The organism is Chryseobacterium contaminans, assembly GCF_001684955.1.
Taxonomy (GTDB): Bacteria; Bacteroidota; Bacteroidia; order Flavobacteriales; family Weeksellaceae; genus Chryseobacterium; species Chryseobacterium contaminans.
The window spans coordinates 1-16001 of record NZ_MAYF01000354.1 but is presented as its reverse complement, the minus strand read 5'-3'; the positions used below and the strand labels follow the sequence as shown (position 1 = coordinate 16001).

Below are 16001 nucleotides of genomic sequence, written 5' to 3'. Positions count from 1 at the left end.
ATAGAATCTACAGATCCTAGCTTATTAAACACAAAATCCTGGTAATGTTTCATATCACAAACCTGAACTTTCAGGAGAAAATCAAAATCTCCGGAAATATTGTAGCACTCTGCCACTTCCGGAATTTCCAGGATTTCTTTTACAAAATCATACCCTACAGACCGGTCATGAATCTTTAGTTTGATCTGACAAAACACTGTAAATCCACGGTTAAGCTTTTCAGCATCCAGTACAGCAGCATATCTTTTTACAAAACCTTCCTGTTCCAGCCTTTTTACCCTTTCAAAAACAGGCGAGGGTGAGAGATTAATTTCCTTGGCAAGCTCTTTAACCGTCAGTTTTGCATTGTTCTGAAGCAGTTTCAGCAGTTTTATATCCTTATCATCAAGTTGTTCCACAGAATATTATTCTTTTAGAGGTTAAGATCAGTCAAATTTACAGAATTATATTCTTTTAATTTATATTTTAAAAGTTATTTTAACCTAATAAATTATAGTTTATTGATAATATATTCTGTTTTAATAATTTTACACAAAATTAAAATCTATTATTATTAGTTTGATAATAGATAAGTTCTTTACCGTCTTCATCAAACAGGAAAGGTTTTACTTAAGGTAGATTAATAGGGAATCGTGTGAGAATCATGAACTGTCGCGCAACTGTAAGTAACACACCAAAGGTTTCTGTCCTTGCATATCCACTGTCAAAAGCGGGAAGGATGGCGGAAACTGTTACAAGTCAGGAGACCTGCCTTTACTGAATTGACAATGCTTTCGCGGTCTGAAGCTTTTGAGTCATACAGATGATATGGGCAGTACATTTTCCTTCAGGAGAATTGTACAAGCTGTCTATATCAATGATTTCAAACAACTTCTTAGCCGTACAAAGCATTCCGAAGCATTTTAAAGAGCATTAGAAATAAAGTGTAATTTAAAATTTGTAAAAATGCAAACTCACATTCTGGGCTATCCGCGTATTGGTAGCAAAAGAGAACTTAAGAAAGCCTGCGAGCAGTATTGGTCAGGTAAAATTGTTTTGGAAGAACTTCTTACCGCAGGAAGAACGATCTGCAGCCAAAACTGGAACCTTCAGAAAGAAGCGGGAATAGATCTTATTCCATGTAATGATTTTTCTTATTACGATCAGGTACTGGATATGAGCCTGGTAGTAGGAGCTATTCCTACACGTTATCATGAAGTAGCGCTTAAAAAGAATAATTCTGAACTGGATCTTTACTTTGCGATGGCCAGAGGCTACCAGAAAGACGGATTGGACATCACCGCCATGGAAATGACCAAATGGTTTGATACCAATTACCATTATATTGTTCCTGAATTTTATAAAAATCAGCAGTTTAAGCTTAGTTCAGATAAAATTTTCAATGAATTTGCCGGTGCTCAACAGGCTGGAATCAATGCAAAACCTGTAATTATCGGCTTGATTTCTTATTTATTGTTAGGAAAGGAAAAAGAAGAAGGATTTGATAAACTGGATCTTGTTCATAATCTACTTCCTGTTTATGCTGAAATCATATCAAAACTACAATCTCAAGGTGCTGAATGGATTCAGTTTGATGAACCCTTTTTAGCATTGGATATTACTGAAAAAGCAAAAGAAGCTTATGTGCTTGTATATGCTGAGCTTAGAAGGCTGTTTCCAAACCTAAAATTCATTGTAGCCACTTATTTTGAAGGATTAAAAAACAATGTAGCATTAGCTGTTTCACTTCCTGTCAATGTGCTGCATATTGATCTGGTCAGAAACCCGGAACAACTGGAAGATATTCTTCATATAATTCCTGAAAACTTGAGTTTATCTCTTGGGGTGGTAGACGGAAGGAATATCTGGAAAAATGATTACGAAAAATCTTTGTCTTTTATTACAAAAACTGTCGAAAAACTGGGATCTGAAAGAGTTTTCATCGCTCCATCAAGTTCATTATTACATTCATCATGTGATTTAGACTTTGAAACCAACCTGGATCCTGAAATAAAAAACTGGCTGGCTTTTGCCAAACAAAAGGTGAAAGAAGTGGTTATCCTTAAAGAATTGGCTTCAGCTACAACAGACAGCCTTATTCTACAGGATTTTGAGGATAATAAAAAGGCAATTTCAGACAGAAAAACGTCTCCGCTTATTCATAATGAAGAAGTAAAGCTAAGAGCAGCATCTGTCACAGAGCAAGATTCACAGAGACAAAATCCTTTCAATATCCGCAAGGTAGCACAAAAAGAGACATTACAACTTCCATTGTTTCCAACCACTACGATCGGATCATTCCCACAGACCGCAGAGGTAAGAAGCTGGAGAGCAAAGTTCAAAAAAGGAGAGTTAACAGCGAAACAATATGATGCATTATTAAAAGAAGAAACCCAAAGAACCATCCGCTGGCAGGAAAACATCGGAATTGATGTTCTTGTTCATGGTGAATATGAACGCAATGATATGGTGGAATATTTTGGAGAACAGCTGAAAGGCTTTATTTTCACTAAAAATGGCTGGGTACAGAGTTATGGTAGCCGTTGTGTAAAACCACCGATTATTTTTGGAGATGTTTCAAGACCTGAACCTATGACAGTATACTGGTCCCAATATGCACAGTCTCAAACAAAACAATGGGTAAAAGGTATGCTAACAGGTCCTGTAACCATTTTACAGTGGTCCTTTGTGCGTGATGACCAGCCTCGTTCCGAAACCTGTAAACAAATTGCTCTGGCCATCCGTGATGAAGTTCAGGATCTTGAGAAAGTAGGAATCAGAATTATTCAGATTGATGAACCGGCTATCCGTGAAGGTTTACCATTAAGAAAAACAGATTGGCAAAACTATCTGAAATGGGCAGTAGAAGCATTTAAAATCTCTGCCAGTGGAGTAGAAGACACAACCCAGATCCATACGCACATGTGCTATTCGGAATTTAATGACATTATTAAGAATATTGCAGATATGGATGCTGATGTGATCACGATAGAATGTTCAAGGTCACAAATGGAGCTTTTACATGCGTTTGCAGATTTCAAATATCCTAATGAAATTGGTCCGGGAGTTTATGACATCCATTCACCAAGAGTTCCGTCTAAGGAAGAAATGATAGAGCTGCTTATCAAGGCTCAACAGGTAATTCCTGCGAAGCAGCTTTGGGTAAACCCTGATTGCGGTTTAAAGACCAGACATTGGGAAGAAACAGAAAAGGCATTAGTTGCTATGGTTGCGGCTGCCAAAGAAGCTTCTGTAGAATTTGCATCTTAATTATACAGTATCAGTATAAATCAAAAAGCATCCAGATTGGATGCTTTTTGATTTTACATATTTTTACTTAATAGTCTTTACTCTATTATCTTTTTTTAGGTTCCTCCCATTACAAACATATTTTCCATTGTTGGAACAGGGCTTCCACCTTCTTTTTCAAGGGTAATTGCAAAAGCCTGTGCTTTTGAAATACTGGCTAATGCAACCTGGCTGTCTTTATCTTCCGAATACATTCCAGCATTTACGGGTTTTCCGTCTTCTATTGCCCAAAGCTGATATTGCATTCCTGCAGGAGCCTTAGGCAAATGCTCTGCATTAAGATAAACTTCTTTTGTCTTTTTATCCCAGAAAACCATTGCCTTAGCATCCTTATGATTCTCTACACCATTTAGCATCACCATCTGCATATCAGGATTAGACAACATGGTTATTTTTTGGTTCATCTTCTGCATTGCCAAATCCTGAGATTGTTTTTCAGCCTTCATTACGGCCATTTCTTTTTGTACTTCCGATTGCTTACTGACCCAAAAAAGATTTCCGGCCACACTTGCCAAAAATAAAACAGAGGCAGCAATACCCAATGTTTTCCAGGGAGTACTTTTTTTAATTTCGGGTACAGAAGGAGCAACAGAAATTTCCGGAGAAAAAGATTTTTCTTCTTCTAAAACCTGTTCCTTCTGAATTTTGGTCCAAATCTTAGATTTCAAATCGCTTGGAGGTGTTACAGCCTGCACTGTAGCAAGATTTTCCAGCGTTTTCTGAGCCTCTTCATAGGCGGCTTTTACTTCAGCATTATTCTTCATCACACACTCCAAAATCCCTGCTTCCTCAGGAGAAGCATGACCTAGAATATAAGATTCTATAATTCCGGATGATATGTATTCTTTAGTGTTCAATTTATTGATAATCTTTTAACAAGTCCTTTAATTTCATTAATGCATTCCGCATTTTTGTTTTAACTGTTCCAAGCGGTATCTTCAGTTTTTCAGAAATCTCATGCTGTGTATATCCCTGATAATAGGAAAGATTGATGAGTTCCTGTTTGTCCACTTCCAGATTTTCAAGCACATTGTTAAATCCAATATAATCCACTGAATGATTGGCTGTTGAAAGTTCTGTGCTATTATATACGAAATCGGGAAGGGGTTGGTTTTTAAGCTCGTTCTGGAATCCTTTAGACTTCAGATAATCTATGGCTGTGTTTCTGGCAATATTAATCATCCAGGTATAAAATCTCCCTTTAGAAGCATCATATTGATGAATAGAATTCCAGATTTTAACAAAAACATCCTGAATAACTTCTTCTGCATATTCTTTAGACTGAACAATACGAAGAACAATTCCATACAACGCACCGGAATAGTGGTCATACAGATAATGAAACCCATTTTCGTTCTTTTCTTTTAATAAAACGATAAGTTCTTCTTCAGAATAGGTTGTTTTAATAATATTTATTTTTCTACTCAAATGTAATAAAATAATACACACATTCAACAAAATTCAAATAATCTTTATTTCATAAATGATTTTAAGACAATATTCAAAAATTATTAAATACAAAAAACTTACGGTCAAAAGTCATTCTAATGGGTATCATAACAATTAAAGGCCGAAAACATAAGGTATAAAAAAAATAAACAACTGATATACTGTTATTTATAAAATATTTCATCTTTTTTCAATCCAAATTAAAATCCAGCTCGTAAATGACCTTAAGAACACAAATTAATAATAATTCATAAAAACATTACAATGAACACACAATCAAAAATCACAGTTTTAGCAATGGTAGCTTTATCATTTGCATTTAGTGGAAAGGTAAACGCACAAATGATGAAAGAAAAAACAGTAATGGTAGGAGGAGCTCCTATGTATCCATCTAAAAACATTATTGAAAATGCCGTCAACTCTAAGGATCATAAAACTTTAGTAGCAGCTGTAAAAGCTGCAGGATTGGTAGAAACACTGGAAGGTAAAGGACCTTTTACGGTTTTGGCACCTACTGATGCAGCATTTTCAAAATTACCTAAAGGTACAGTAGAAACTTTGGTAAAACCAGAAAATAAGGCGATGCTTACAGGTATATTAACCTATCATGTTCTGCCTGGAAGACACAGTGCGAAAGAAATTTGGGCCGCAGTAAAAGCCGGAAACGGAAAAAGCATGATGAAAACAGTACAGGGCGAGGAACTTACTTTCTGGACGAAAGGTAAGGATCTTTATATAAAAGATGCGAAAGGAAACAGTGCTAAAGTAACCATTGCAGACGTTAATCAGTCCAACGGAGTTATTCACGTAATAGATACGGTTCTGATGCCCTAGTCAACATTAAGCCTGAACAGCATATTTTCAGTGTGCTGTTTTTTCTTTTAACGATTTATCCAACACATTAAAAATTAATATTATGAAAAAAATGATTCATGTTTCTAATCAGGGGGCCACTCTTGATACAAGCAGAAGAAACTTTTTAAAGCTAAGTGGCGTAGGACTGGCCATTGCCGGGCTTACCATGATAGGCTGTAATGATGATGATGACTACCAGATGATGGATAACAGCAAGACCTTTGATTTAGGAACCGGAGATGTAGGAATTTTAAATTATGCCTATGCTCTTGAACAACTGGAAGCCGATTTTTACACCAAAGTAGTGAATAATTTTTATACCGGAATTTCCAGTATTGAAAAAGAGATTTTCACAGATCTTTACCATCATGAGGTCATCCATCGGGATTTTTTTAAAGCAGCCATCAGCGGTGCGACTCAAAATGTACTTCCAAAGCTTGACTTCCAATATCCCAATCTAAACTTTAATGACCGGAACTCTGTACTTGCCACGGCCAAAGCACTGGAAGATACAGGGGTAGCCGCCTACAACGGTGCCGGAAAGTATATAAGCAATCCTGACTATCTTGTGATTGCAGGAAAAATAGTTTCCGTAGAAGCCAGACATGCTTCTGCGATCAGAAATCTTATCAATCCCGGAACTGCTGATTTTTCCGGTGACGATGTGATCGATGCCAATGGTCTTGATCTCGCCAAAGAGCCAAAGGATATTGTAATGGCCGCAGGAGGGTTTATAAAAACCCGTTTTACGTGGAAAGAAAGAGGTATTAATTAATTATTCATCTTCAAAAAACTTGTATTATGAACATTCTTAAATTATTAGATAAACTTTCTCATGATCAATTTTTCACAACGGAAGCGTCCCGATTGGAAACCATTACCAACCTATCCGTTTTCGGAAAAAAAGCAGCCACTGCAGCTGTTCCTTTAGGATTGGGAGGTTTAATGACTACCTCTGTAAAGGCAGAGACAACTCATACACAGATTACCGGAACAGCCCTTAAAAGCACTTTAACAGATGCTCTACAACTCGCGTTGGTACTTGAATATCTTGAAAACGAATATTACGCTATAGGATTATCCACAGCAGGATTGATTCCCAATGCAGACAGAACTGTTTTTATGCAGATTTCCAAACATGAATCTGCCCACGTCAGTTTTCTGAAAAGTACGCTTACCTCTCTGGGAGCCACTCCCGGAAGTAAACCAACTTTTGATTTTACTGCAAATGGTAATTTTTCACCGTTTACCGATTACAACCAATTTCTTATTCTGGCACAGGCTTTTGAAGATACAGGAGTAAGGGCTTATAAAGGACAGGCTGGAAATGTTATGTCTAATAAAGTTGTTCTTCAAGCGGCATTGCAGATTCATTCTGTAGAGGCAAGACATGCTTCACAAGTACGAAGAATGAGAGCTAATAAAGGTTGGATTGAACTTGCTAACGGTGGAAATATGCCATCAGCTACCAATCCGGTTTACGCAGGCGAGGACAATGTTAATCAGGCCGGGTATAATACTGGAACTGCTTTCGGGGCTGCGGCTGGATCTGCGGCGTATGATGAAATTTTGAGCGGAAGTGATGCACAGACTATTGCTTCATTATTTATTGCTTAGTAAAGATAGACCTATATCATCAAAAGTCAAAAGCATCCTGCGGGATGCTTTTGATGATAATAATTTGTTTTAACAGGATTACAATCCCATATGCAGAATAGGATATTCTTTACCCTGTCCGTCCAATTCTGACCTGCCCAACACACGAAATCCGATATGTTTATAAAAATCAACGGCCTGTAAATTTTGCTCATTTACATCTACTTTGGTAACTTCTAAATGATCTATTCCGTATTGGGTCAGTTGTTTACCTATTCCTTTTCCACGATAATCGTTATGGATAAACAGCATTTCAAGATTTCCTTCTGCAACGCCCATGAATCCGACTACAGCATTATCTACTTCAAATCCCAATAAGGTAACATGTTCAAAATAACCTGGGATCTGTTCTTTATAATAATTAAAATCTTCTTCCTTCAAAAAATCATGGGTATTGAGTACGGCACTTTCCCAGATCTTCATCAATTGTGGATAATCCGCTTCTTTAATTTCTCTAATCATAATGGTTAATTTTGTGGTGCAAAAATCCATATTTATAAGCATCAAACACTGAACTTAGGTTAAAAAATACGTTTGCGTATCCTGCTTAGTGCCTGAGGTGTAATTCCCAGATAAGAAGCAATATCTTTTAAAGGGATATCATTGAAAGTATTTCCATAGTCTGCCATCAGTTGCAGGTAATATTGTTCAGGAGAATATTTTATCAGGTCTATATTCCGGTTGAGAAGCTTATTTAACAGCCTGGCAGTTAGGTCTTCAAAAACTGGTTTTAAACCGGGAATCGATTTGTAGAGCTTTTCTGCCTGCTGATAATCAATTCTATAGATCTCACAATCTGTAATGGTTTGCACATTAAAAGTTGATCGGTCCTGTAGTGTAAAGGAGATATTGGATAAAGAGAAATTACCTTCCTTACAAAACCAGAACGTCTGTTCTTCACCTTTATGATTTAAAGTCCAGCAACGGGCTATTCCACTGAAAATGAAGTAGCTGTATTTTTCCAATTCGCCTTCCTGGATAAGGAAAGTGTTCTTTTTAACCAGAATACGTTCAAAATATTGGTCAAAAAGCTCAGAATCAGCTGAGTTGAATGGATGAATATCTACCTCAAATTCCTTGAATAATTTTTCTAACAGCATAATTTATAATACAGAATAAGAATAGGAGAGTACAAGATACATTTTATCCTGAATAAATTCTAAAATGCAGCCAAAACTAAAGTTAAAACATTTTTTCCCACCGATTACTCAGATTTCACAGATTTCCATGCAAGATAATAAATTTAAAAAGCTAACTATCAAATAGATACGAATAAATATTATTTAAAAAAATATTCAAAAAATTTACTCATAAAATTATAATACGACACGTTCTGTCGCTATGCGTCTATATCTTTGTATTAGAGATAAGACACAGAACCCCGGGAAGTTACAATCTTATTAAACCTAATCCTAACCTTAAATTATTATTTAAAATTTATGTACAAAAAACAACTGGTAATCATTTTTCTTTTTTTATTTTTCATTTCTTATGCACAGAATGAGTTTATTACTTTGTGGAAACCTAATATAAACGGAACCATAGATAATGCAATATCTTTTGGCGGCACGGGAACCAACTACACCATTAGCTGGGAAGAAATAGGCTATCCTCAACATGGTGGGGCACTTTCTGTAACCTCTAACAGCAATATTTTTACAACTATTTCTTTTGGAACTTCTTTGAATCCTAATCCTATCCAGGCAGCCTACAAAGTAAAGGCATCCAATGGTAATGGATTATTTTATGGATTTAAAGGTAGCCCGAATGCCACCGGAAATTCGGAACTCTTCGAAGTGAGCCAATGGGGAGATATTCTTTGGCTTCAGCAATTCGATCAAGGATTTGCAAACTGTCCGAACCTTAATGTAACTGCTACAGATGTTCCTAATCTGACACAGATAAACAATTTATCACAAATGTTCCTTAATTGTCCATCTTTGATTGGTAATTCGTCATTTGCTAACTGGAACACAAGCAACATTACAAATATGAACAGTATGTTTAGCAAAGCAAAATTGTTTAATCAGCCTATTGGAACCTGGAATACAGCAAAAGTAACAGATTTTCGGGATATGTTTTCTTACGCATCTTCTTTTAATCAAAATATTTCTGCCTGGAATACCTCTTCCGGAACCAATTTCATTTCAATGTTCCAGGATGCAATAGCCTTCAACCAGCCATTAAATTCTTGGAATACAAGCAATGCGACGAATTTCCGTTATATGTTCTCTAATGCTAAATCCTTCAATCAGCCTCTTAATAATTGGAATACGAGTAAGGTAGTAAGTTTTGATCAAATGTTTACCAATGCCTCATCATTTAATCAACCTATTGGAAACTGGGATGTTAGTAAAATTTCGGGTGCTTATGGTTTTATGATGTTTAATGGTGCTTCGCTTTTTGATCAGGATATTTCTACATGGAATATCAAGTTTCAAAATATTCCTTCGGCCTATGTGTATTTCGGATTTAACAATTCTGGTTTATCATGTATTAATTATAATAAATTTTTAATTGCTCTCAGCAATAATCCTACATTGTCAAACTTAGGATCCGCAATTGGAGTCATAGAAGCAGCAGGATTAACTTATTCTACGCCACAAGCTATTATGGCAAGAGCTCAATTAGTTAACAAAGGTTTTACTATTAATGGAGATACTTATAACCCGAGTTGTAACGCCAGCTTATCAACAGCAGAAACTTCAAAACAAATGAAAACTCCGGCTTATCCAAATCCGACAACAGGAGTAATTACTATTGAATCCACTGCTAACGAAAGTGCTTATTTATATGACATTACAGGTAAAATTATTAAAAATGTGATTTTAAATAAAGGAAACAATCGTGTGGACCTAACTGAGTATCCGTCTGGGAATTATTTATTAAAAAGCAATACGATTTTCACTAAAATCATTAAGAAATAACTTAAATTCAACAATAAATAGCCAAATGACTACTTAATTAAAGCCTCCAAAGTCTGAGACTTTGGAGGCTTTTCTATTAACAACAGGAAACAGTTAGCGGAAGTAATTTTTTACCGCAGAGTACTCAGATTTTCACAGATGATGAACTTCAACATACTTAGATAGAAATGTAAAAATTATTTATATTAGTCAATAAAATAGACCATTAAGATTTTAACCTTAATTCATCCGAAGATGAAACAATATAAAAACAGATGAAAAAAGTATTTATATTTCTAACACTTACTTTTGTTTTGCAATCTTGTAAAAATGAAAAGCAGAAATCAACTGAAAACAAAAGTACAAAAAGCCAAAAAACGGAACAGATCAATACTTCTGTAAATCAATCACCTGAAAGTACTGAAGGGAAGAAAAATCCAAGTGATTTTGTACCGGAAGGTTATGTAATCAACAAATATGAAGGAGGTATTTCAGCTGCAGGCTGGGACGAAATAAAAGGTGATCTGAATAAAGATGGACTTGAAGATGTAGTGCTTATCATTAAGGGAACAGACAAAAGTAAAATTATACAGGACGAAAATCGTGGAGAGCTAGATCGAAATAGAAGAGGCATTATTGTACTATTAAATAAAGGGAATTACTATGAATTGGCTTCAAAAAATTACAGTTGTTTTTCCTCTGAAAATGAGGATGGCGGCGTATATTTTGCCCCTGAGTTGAATGTAAGCATTCAAAAAGGAAACCTACATATTGATTATGGACATGGAAGATACGGATCCTGGGGATACACTTTTAGGTATCAAAATGGGGATATGGAGCTTATTGGCTATGATTCATATTCAAGCAATGGTCCGGTACCTCAATATGAAGTGAGTATTAATTTTCTGACCAAAAAGAAGCTCACAAAAGACAATTTAAATAAGGATGATGATGGAAACAATTATGAAGTTAAATACAAAAATACCTGGGAAACAATCAGGGTTGAAAGGCTTATGAAATTATCTGAAATAAAGGATTTTGATGAGCTTGAGCTTAAGTAGCATGAACAATCATTAATAGGAGAGTGCATTATACAAATACATTTAAAAAAAATCAAAATGGATACAAATGACTCATTTGTTTATGATTTAGATCTATTTTTGACTGATCCTACATGGGGGAAAATTCATTTAGCAACGGCTGGCGGACATGTTCGAGATGAAATATACAAGGATTCTAAACATTTAGAAACTAAAATAAATCTTCAAAAATCTACGAATACAGATTATGAATATAAACTTAATCCAAATCTGGATAAGATTTTAAAATTGGGTAATCCAGAAATAAATTTCAGAAAATTTAATAAAGAGATGTATCTGAGAGATTTTATTTTCTATGCGAAGAAAGGATATTTTTCATTTGATAAGACCTATGTAAACAAACCATTAGATTTTCATTATCATCTTGTAGCATATCCAGTACTTAGTGATCATCAACAGGAAAAAGACGAAATAATCCATAAAGCATTTATAGAGCCTGTAGAAATGCATATTCTAAAATAGATTGAATATCAAACAAATGGAGGCCAGGAAAAGAATATTTTGAAATCCTGAAATAATTACAATTTAACATAATATAAATTATAGGAAAAATAATATTATTACAGAAAAGAGTATATAACAGCCTCGCTTATTACTTTATAAGTGTATCCAGCGTATAATTCAAAGCTTCTTCAGCCGAACTTCAATATCAGGAATAAACTACACTATGCCTGTCATTTTCTGTTGCTCCAATATTAAAATCTATTGTACGATACATTCAGAAATAATTTTGAATTGGATAATTGTCTTTCTACAACTTCTCCAGCTGAAATCATAAATCCTTCGACTTCTGAGCGTAATTTTCCCAGCTTTATAAAATTTAAAACATTGATGAGATCTACAGCTGATAAAAAAATCTACTACCTATTGAATGATCATTGTGTCTGTGGTTCCTGATATTTCCCTTAAATAATTTTATAATTCCGTAGAATCGATTCTGAGCAATTATATTTTAAGTTTATCTGTAGATCAAGTCTATATTATGTTAAATTGAATTTCTCTGTTAAATAGCCTGTAACAACTTCCCTGAACTCTTGCTTTGTCATAAATCGGTCTAAAAATCCCTCCATATTTCCTTCATTTTCAAGTTCATCAAAGTATACTTCATGGTCAGTACTGTATACCGTCAGATTAGAGGGATCAGGATCTGTTGTACACACGAAATAATGATCCGGATATCCATAAGAATACATGATACACATAAATTCCGGCTTAGGAAGTCCTATAATTTCCTCTACATAATCTTGATCAATTAAATCTTCAAATTCCTCATTATCTTCAGAGCCTTCTTTAAAAGGTGTAAACACCCAATCTTTCACAAAATACTGCCCATACGCGGAATCGTGAGCTGAAAAATAATGATTCAGCAGATTCTCATAGAATTTTTCCGGCTGATTATGATACAGTTCTTTATTGGATTCATAAAATTGGTCAATTCCGTAAACATCCCAATCCTTATCATACAAATAATGGTTAAAAGTAATATTCTGCCAGTTTTCTATAAAGCTTTTCCCTTGATCTACAGCATTTGTATTTCCTCCTAAAGTTTTTATTTTATTGATAATAGTATCGTTCATCTGTTATTTTCTTATTGCATTATAATTCAAGCCTCCTTTCCATAATGTATCTGTTATTTCTTCCGGGCTGTATTCATAATAGTTACCTTCTTTATCTTGATGAGACTGAAATAACTTAATATGATAATCTTTAAAATTAAGTTTCAAAAAATCCGGAAAATAATTGCTTCCGAAGCATATATAGCTGTAAAATATTCCTTTAAAAGACTGGTCATCAGGAATTTCAAACGTTTTCATTCTCCTTACTATTTCAGCCAATTCATCCTTTGTAATATCTTCAACAATCTGCGGATCTGGTAAGCTGATATCAAAAGACAAGTGCTCTGCCCCATCTCCTTCCCACCATTCCCAAAGATTGAAACGGGACATTTCCTTTCCGGTCATTATATGCAGCCTCTCTTCCAGCTTTTTATATTCAACAGAATCTTCATCTCCATGTTCATCACACCAGTCTGTATAATCTAAAATAAGCTTTAAAACTTCAGGATACCGCTTTTCCGCAGTTTCAAAATCCGGTTCTATTTTATCTCTTAACTTCATTACTAATTTCCCTACAATATATTATGTTAAATTATACCATCATAAACCTCTCTCCTCCTACTTTTTCCCATTAAAAATACAAAATCTTGCCACATGGCAATCTTTATCCTTTCAAAAGGAACTAATTTTATCCTAACCAAAAATAAAAATATATGAAACCTAAAATGATCTGGGCCAATCTGGCAGTTGCCAACCTGGAACGTACCCAAAAGTTTTATGAAGCCATAGGATGTACTCCCAATAATCCTCACACTTCTAATGAGTTAGTAAGTTTCTTTTTCGGAGAAAATAATTTTGTTATTCATTTCTTTCTGAAAAATATACTGGAAACCAATGTGAAAGGAGTTTCCTTCGGTGACTCCCAAACTTCGAATGAAATTATATTTACCGTTTCTGCAGAAAATAACGATCAGGTAAATCAATGGGCAGCGGAAGTTAGAAATGCCGGCGGAACCATTGTTTCGGAGCCTGAAAGTTTTGGAAACAATTATTATGGTTTTGTCTTTGCAGACCCGGATGGACATAAATTTAATGTCTTTAAGATGTAGAAATCCTGAAAATTTGGTTAAAATTCATTTTTGCCCATAAACACCCTTTATTTTCAAGCAGATAGCATAGGTTGAGGATGGAAAAACACCAGTTTTTTGAGCTTATCTGGATTTTTATGTATTTAATGACTTTGTTGATGATTTTTGAAAAAATCTTATAGAAAAACAAACCCTGATTTCATTGAAGAAAGTAAACTGATATATAAATACAATAATATAAATTCAATAGAGATGGGCTTTAGCCCATCGGATAGAAAACATCATAACCAATTTGGCTTTAGCCAAAACTTATTAATAACAATGCTTTAAAGCAAACCGGACTCTTGAGCTAACTCAAGAGTCCGGTTTGTTCTTCTAAATAGGCTGTAAAATATTACTTATTCATTCCCAAACTATTATACACCTGCACCTGCCATATTCCCACTACCTCTTTCAACATCACAAATGTAAAAGCCGCATTATAGCTATTGGGAAATACAGTGATTTCTGTATCAATAAGATCTGATGCCTGTGGAATAGGTTTTAATCCAAATGTTTGAAACAGCGCAACAGATCTCTTCATATGAAAACCTGAAGTCACCAAGTATATATTAGAAACTCCTATCTTTTTCAATATCTCATTGGAAAATTTTGCATTCTGATAGGTATTCATACTTTGATCTTCCTTAATAATGTCAGCATCTGCCACTCCCATCTTTTTAAAATCTTCACTGAAAAGCTCTGCTTCACTTTTACGCCCTTTTTCCTTTTCCGGAAATTAAAATTTTACAAGGCTGGTTATTTTTCTTAAACTCATGATACAATTGATAAGCGGTCACCATTCTGGAATAAGACATGGTATGCAACTTTTCCGTATTATCAATATCAACAACACCGCCACCCAATACTACTATAACAGGGTTCTGAGCCACTGTACTCTTCACTTCAGGAGTATTGAGATAACTTTCCTGTAAATATCCGGAAATCAGTTTCCCCAGAAAACCATTTCCTATAAGGATCACCATGACAATTGTGGATATAAAGATTCCTATCCTCAGTTTCTTACTTTTATTTTTTCTTTTCAACACAGCAATGATAACTATGGCAAGAAATACTAAAAAATAAGGTTCTGTAAAAAGCTGAAAAACACGAAATAAAAAGTCTAATAAAAATTTCATCTATAATAATATTGATTAATGAAGAAAACATTGAGTTTTCAAAGGTAAGATTATTTCATGAGCCCGTCTTTTTCACAATTCATTATGAAAAGTAAGCAGACATGTTCTTACCTACTAAAAAACAATGAATGTCATAAAATTTTGAATTTAATAAAAAGATATAAACAAAGAAAATATCGTAGATTTTCATGTCTAACAATATGGCTTTCAATAAAAAAATACACAAAATTAATCACAAAAAAGTGATAATTAATATCTAAATTTTCCCTTTTTAGACCTAGATTCGCACAATTAAAATAATAAACAAATGAAAGATTTTTTAATTTTTTTAGAAGAGGTTAAGACTTTACAATTTGTAAAGGAATATTTACCATTTTTAATAATTATCCCATCACTTTTAGGGGTAATTAAGCAAATTGCTCAGATAAGTATACATTCACCTAACCTTGTAAGTAGTTGTTTTTCAATTAGCCAAATTGTTTTAGATGGTACTTTAGTTCTACTCAATATGCCATTAATGCTTCTAGGATTATTATTATATTATATTTTTAGAAACTTCCCTGGAAAAAAGCATAAAATAGGAATACTCCTACTCACCATTGTAGCAATAATATTATATTTATATCTGTTTTATATCACCAATAATATTCCAAGCATTTTACAACTTATATTTTACTTATTCTTAAACATTGGATTGGTAATATGCTATCATTATCAGAAAAAGATGCTGAATCAAAAATATGGAAAAATTGCGTATATAATAACTATGGCTCTTATTTTTTCGGGCTTTATTAATACGATCAGTACAGGAAGTGAGGAACATATTTATAATTTCAGGGTTCTCCAAGAGCAACTCAAATTGAAGCATCCTGAAGCCATATTCTTATATTCTAATGATAAATGCATTCTTTATGATTTGAATCCC

Annotated in this window: 19 protein-coding genes and 1 riboswitch; of the genes, 9 read left to right on the top strand and 10 right to left on the bottom strand. The window is 34.3% G+C overall.

The window, feature by feature from the left end; genetic code table 11:
- Both BBH99_RS20585 and BBH99_RS22600 read right to left on the bottom strand, forming a co-directional pair.
- A partial coding sequence (locus tag BBH99_RS20585; RefSeq protein ID WP_066700146.1) for an Lrp/AsnC family transcriptional regulator occupies nucleotides 1–398 on the bottom strand: 398 nt, incomplete at its 3' end.
- A gap of 185 nt (nucleotides 399–583) precedes the next feature.
- A riboswitch (cobalamin riboswitch) is annotated at nucleotides 584–769 on the top strand.
- Entirely contained in the window at nucleotides 754–891 is a 138-nt protein-coding gene (locus BBH99_RS22600; protein WP_165601974.1) for a hypothetical protein, read from the bottom strand. Its footprint overlaps the riboswitch before it by 16 nt.
- Before the next feature lie 54 nt (nucleotides 892–945).
- Between BBH99_RS22600 and metE the strand changes: the two genes are divergently transcribed.
- Nucleotides 946–3249 carry a 5-methyltetrahydropteroyltriglutamate--homocysteine S-methyltransferase gene (gene metE / locus BBH99_RS20580; RefSeq protein ID WP_066700144.1) on the top strand — a complete coding sequence of 768 codons (2304 nt, stop codon included), beginning with the start codon at nucleotides 946–948 and terminating at the stop codon, nucleotides 3247–3249.
- A gap of 95 nt (nucleotides 3250–3344) precedes the next feature.
- Here the strand turns inward: metE and BBH99_RS20575 are convergent, their stop codons facing one another.
- On the bottom strand, nucleotides 3345–4145 hold the full coding sequence (locus tag BBH99_RS20575) for an anti-sigma factor (RefSeq protein ID WP_066700142.1): 801 nt from the start codon (nucleotides 4143–4145) through the stop codon (nucleotides 3345–3347).
- A 1-nt stretch (nucleotide 4146) separates the two neighbouring features.
- Nucleotides 4147–4716 carry an RNA polymerase sigma factor gene (locus tag BBH99_RS20570; protein WP_228390862.1) on the bottom strand — a complete coding sequence of 190 codons (570 nt, stop codon included), beginning with the start codon at nucleotides 4714–4716 and terminating at the stop codon, nucleotides 4147–4149.
- A gap of 285 nt (nucleotides 4717–5001) precedes the next feature.
- Between BBH99_RS20570 and BBH99_RS20565 the strand changes: the two genes are divergently transcribed.
- From BBH99_RS20565 to BBH99_RS20555, 3 genes are all read left to right on the top strand, one after another.
- Nucleotides 5002–5571, top strand: a complete 570-nt coding sequence (locus BBH99_RS20565; RefSeq protein ID WP_066700140.1) for a fasciclin domain-containing protein — start codon at nucleotides 5002–5004, stop codon at nucleotides 5569–5571.
- Nucleotides 5572–5653: 82 nt separating this feature from the next.
- The gene (locus BBH99_RS20560) at nucleotides 5654–6367 is read left to right on the top strand and encodes a ferritin-like domain-containing protein (protein ID WP_066700138.1); all 714 of its coding nucleotides are present in this window, start codon (nucleotides 5654–5656) and stop codon (nucleotides 6365–6367) included.
- A gap of 26 nt (nucleotides 6368–6393) precedes the next feature.
- Nucleotides 6394–7209: a ferritin-like domain-containing protein gene (locus BBH99_RS20555; protein ID WP_066700136.1), complete on the top strand. Its 816-nt coding sequence runs from the start codon at nucleotides 6394–6396 to the stop codon at nucleotides 7207–7209.
- A 78-nt stretch (nucleotides 7210–7287) separates the two neighbouring features.
- Here BBH99_RS20555 and BBH99_RS20550 read toward each other — a convergent pair whose 3' ends face one another.
- The gene (locus BBH99_RS20550; RefSeq protein ID WP_066700134.1) at nucleotides 7288–7710 is read right to left on the bottom strand and encodes a GNAT family N-acetyltransferase; all 423 of its coding nucleotides are present in this window, start codon (nucleotides 7708–7710) and stop codon (nucleotides 7288–7290) included.
- 59 nt (nucleotides 7711–7769) lie between these two features.
- Nucleotides 7770–8348 carry a Crp/Fnr family transcriptional regulator gene (locus BBH99_RS20545; protein ID WP_066700132.1) on the bottom strand — a complete coding sequence of 193 codons (579 nt, stop codon included), beginning with the start codon at nucleotides 8346–8348 and terminating at the stop codon, nucleotides 7770–7772.
- A gap of 339 nt (nucleotides 8349–8687) precedes the next feature.
- Here BBH99_RS20545 and BBH99_RS20540 point away from each other — a divergent pair, with 339 nt between their 5' ends.
- The 3 genes from BBH99_RS20540 (at nucleotide 8688) to BBH99_RS20530 (ending at nucleotide 11716) form a co-directional block, all read left to right on the top strand.
- Nucleotides 8688–10175 carry a BspA family leucine-rich repeat surface protein gene (locus BBH99_RS20540; RefSeq protein WP_066700131.1) on the top strand — a complete coding sequence of 496 codons (1488 nt, stop codon included), beginning with the start codon at nucleotides 8688–8690 and terminating at the stop codon, nucleotides 10173–10175.
- Nucleotides 10176–10429: 254 nt separating this feature from the next.
- Nucleotides 10430–11215, top strand: a complete 786-nt coding sequence (locus BBH99_RS20535) for a hypothetical protein (RefSeq protein ID WP_073300341.1) — start codon at nucleotides 10430–10432, stop codon at nucleotides 11213–11215.
- Nucleotides 11216–11272: 57 nt separating this feature from the next.
- Nucleotides 11273–11716 (top strand): hypothetical protein, encoded by a 444-nt coding sequence (locus BBH99_RS20530; protein WP_066700130.1) that lies wholly within the window; start codon nucleotides 11273–11275, stop codon nucleotides 11714–11716.
- Nucleotides 11717–12234: 518 nt separating this feature from the next.
- Here the strand turns inward: BBH99_RS20530 and BBH99_RS20525 are convergent.
- Both BBH99_RS20525 and BBH99_RS20520 read right to left on the bottom strand, forming a co-directional pair.
- Entirely contained in the window at nucleotides 12235–12831 is a 597-nt protein-coding gene (locus BBH99_RS20525) for a hypothetical protein (RefSeq protein ID WP_066700129.1), read from the bottom strand.
- Between the two features lie 3 nt (nucleotides 12832–12834).
- Complete coding sequence (locus tag BBH99_RS20520) at nucleotides 12835–13371, bottom strand: hypothetical protein (RefSeq protein WP_066700124.1); 537 nt, start codon at nucleotides 13369–13371, stop codon at nucleotides 12835–12837.
- 152 nt (nucleotides 13372–13523) lie between these two features.
- Here BBH99_RS20520 and BBH99_RS20515 point away from each other — a divergent pair, with 152 nt between their 5' ends.
- Nucleotides 13524–13919 (top strand): VOC family protein, encoded by a 396-nt coding sequence (locus BBH99_RS20515; protein WP_066700122.1) that lies wholly within the window; start codon nucleotides 13524–13526, stop codon nucleotides 13917–13919.
- 373 nt (nucleotides 13920–14292) lie between these two features.
- Here the strand turns inward: BBH99_RS20515 and BBH99_RS22840 are convergent, their stop codons facing one another.
- Both BBH99_RS22840 and BBH99_RS22835 read right to left on the bottom strand, forming a co-directional pair.
- Nucleotides 14293–14607, bottom strand: coding sequence for a YdcF family protein (locus BBH99_RS22840; protein WP_262487213.1), 315 nt, complete (start codon nucleotides 14605–14607; stop codon nucleotides 14293–14295).
- 43 nt (nucleotides 14608–14650) lie between these two features.
- Nucleotides 14651–15076 (bottom strand): hypothetical protein, encoded by a 426-nt coding sequence (locus BBH99_RS22835; RefSeq protein WP_228390860.1) that lies wholly within the window; start codon nucleotides 15074–15076, stop codon nucleotides 14651–14653.
- A gap of 307 nt (nucleotides 15077–15383) precedes the next feature.
- On the opposite strand from BBH99_RS22835, the gene BBH99_RS20505 reads away from it, so the two are divergent.
- Nucleotides 15384–16001 (top strand): hypothetical protein (locus tag BBH99_RS20505; protein WP_131799234.1); only part of this gene is annotated, 618 nt, incomplete at its 3' end.

Coding starts and splice junctions, on each gene's coding strand:
- BBH99_RS20550 (WP_066700134.1), bottom strand. CDS start 7,710: ATGATTAGAGAAATTAAAGAAGCGGATTATCCACAATTGATGAAGATC.
- BBH99_RS20545 (WP_066700132.1), bottom strand. CDS start 8,348: ATGCTGTTAGAAAAATTATTCAAGGAATTTGAGGTAGATATTCATCCA.
- BBH99_RS20515 (WP_066700122.1), top strand. CDS start 13,524: ATGAAACCTAAAATGATCTGGGCCAATCTGGCAGTTGCCAACCTGGAA.
- metE (WP_066700144.1), top strand. CDS start 946: ATGCAAACTCACATTCTGGGCTATCCGCGTATTGGTAGCAAAAGAGAA.
- BBH99_RS20540 (WP_066700131.1), top strand. CDS start 8,688: ATGTACAAAAAACAACTGGTAATCATTTTTCTTTTTTTATTTTTCATT.
- BBH99_RS22600 (WP_165601974.1), bottom strand. CDS start 891: ATGCTTTGTACGGCTAAGAAGTTGTTTGAAATCATTGATATAGACAGC.
- BBH99_RS20535 (WP_073300341.1), top strand. CDS start 10,430: ATGAAAAAAGTATTTATATTTCTAACACTTACTTTTGTTTTGCAATCT.
- BBH99_RS20520 (WP_066700124.1), bottom strand. CDS start 13,371: ATGAAGTTAAGAGATAAAATAGAACCGGATTTTGAAACTGCGGAAAAG.
- BBH99_RS20560 (WP_066700138.1), top strand. CDS start 5,654: ATGAAAAAAATGATTCATGTTTCTAATCAGGGGGCCACTCTTGATACA.
- BBH99_RS20525 (WP_066700129.1), bottom strand. CDS start 12,831: ATGAACGATACTATTATCAATAAAATAAAAACTTTAGGAGGAAATACA.
- BBH99_RS22835 (WP_228390860.1), bottom strand. CDS start 15,076: ATGAAATTTTTATTAGACTTTTTATTTCGTGTTTTTCAGCTTTTTACA.
- BBH99_RS20555 (WP_066700136.1), top strand. CDS start 6,394: ATGAACATTCTTAAATTATTAGATAAACTTTCTCATGATCAATTTTTC.
- BBH99_RS20530 (WP_066700130.1), top strand. CDS start 11,273: ATGGATACAAATGACTCATTTGTTTATGATTTAGATCTATTTTTGACT.
- BBH99_RS20565 (WP_066700140.1), top strand. CDS start 5,002: ATGAACACACAATCAAAAATCACAGTTTTAGCAATGGTAGCTTTATCA.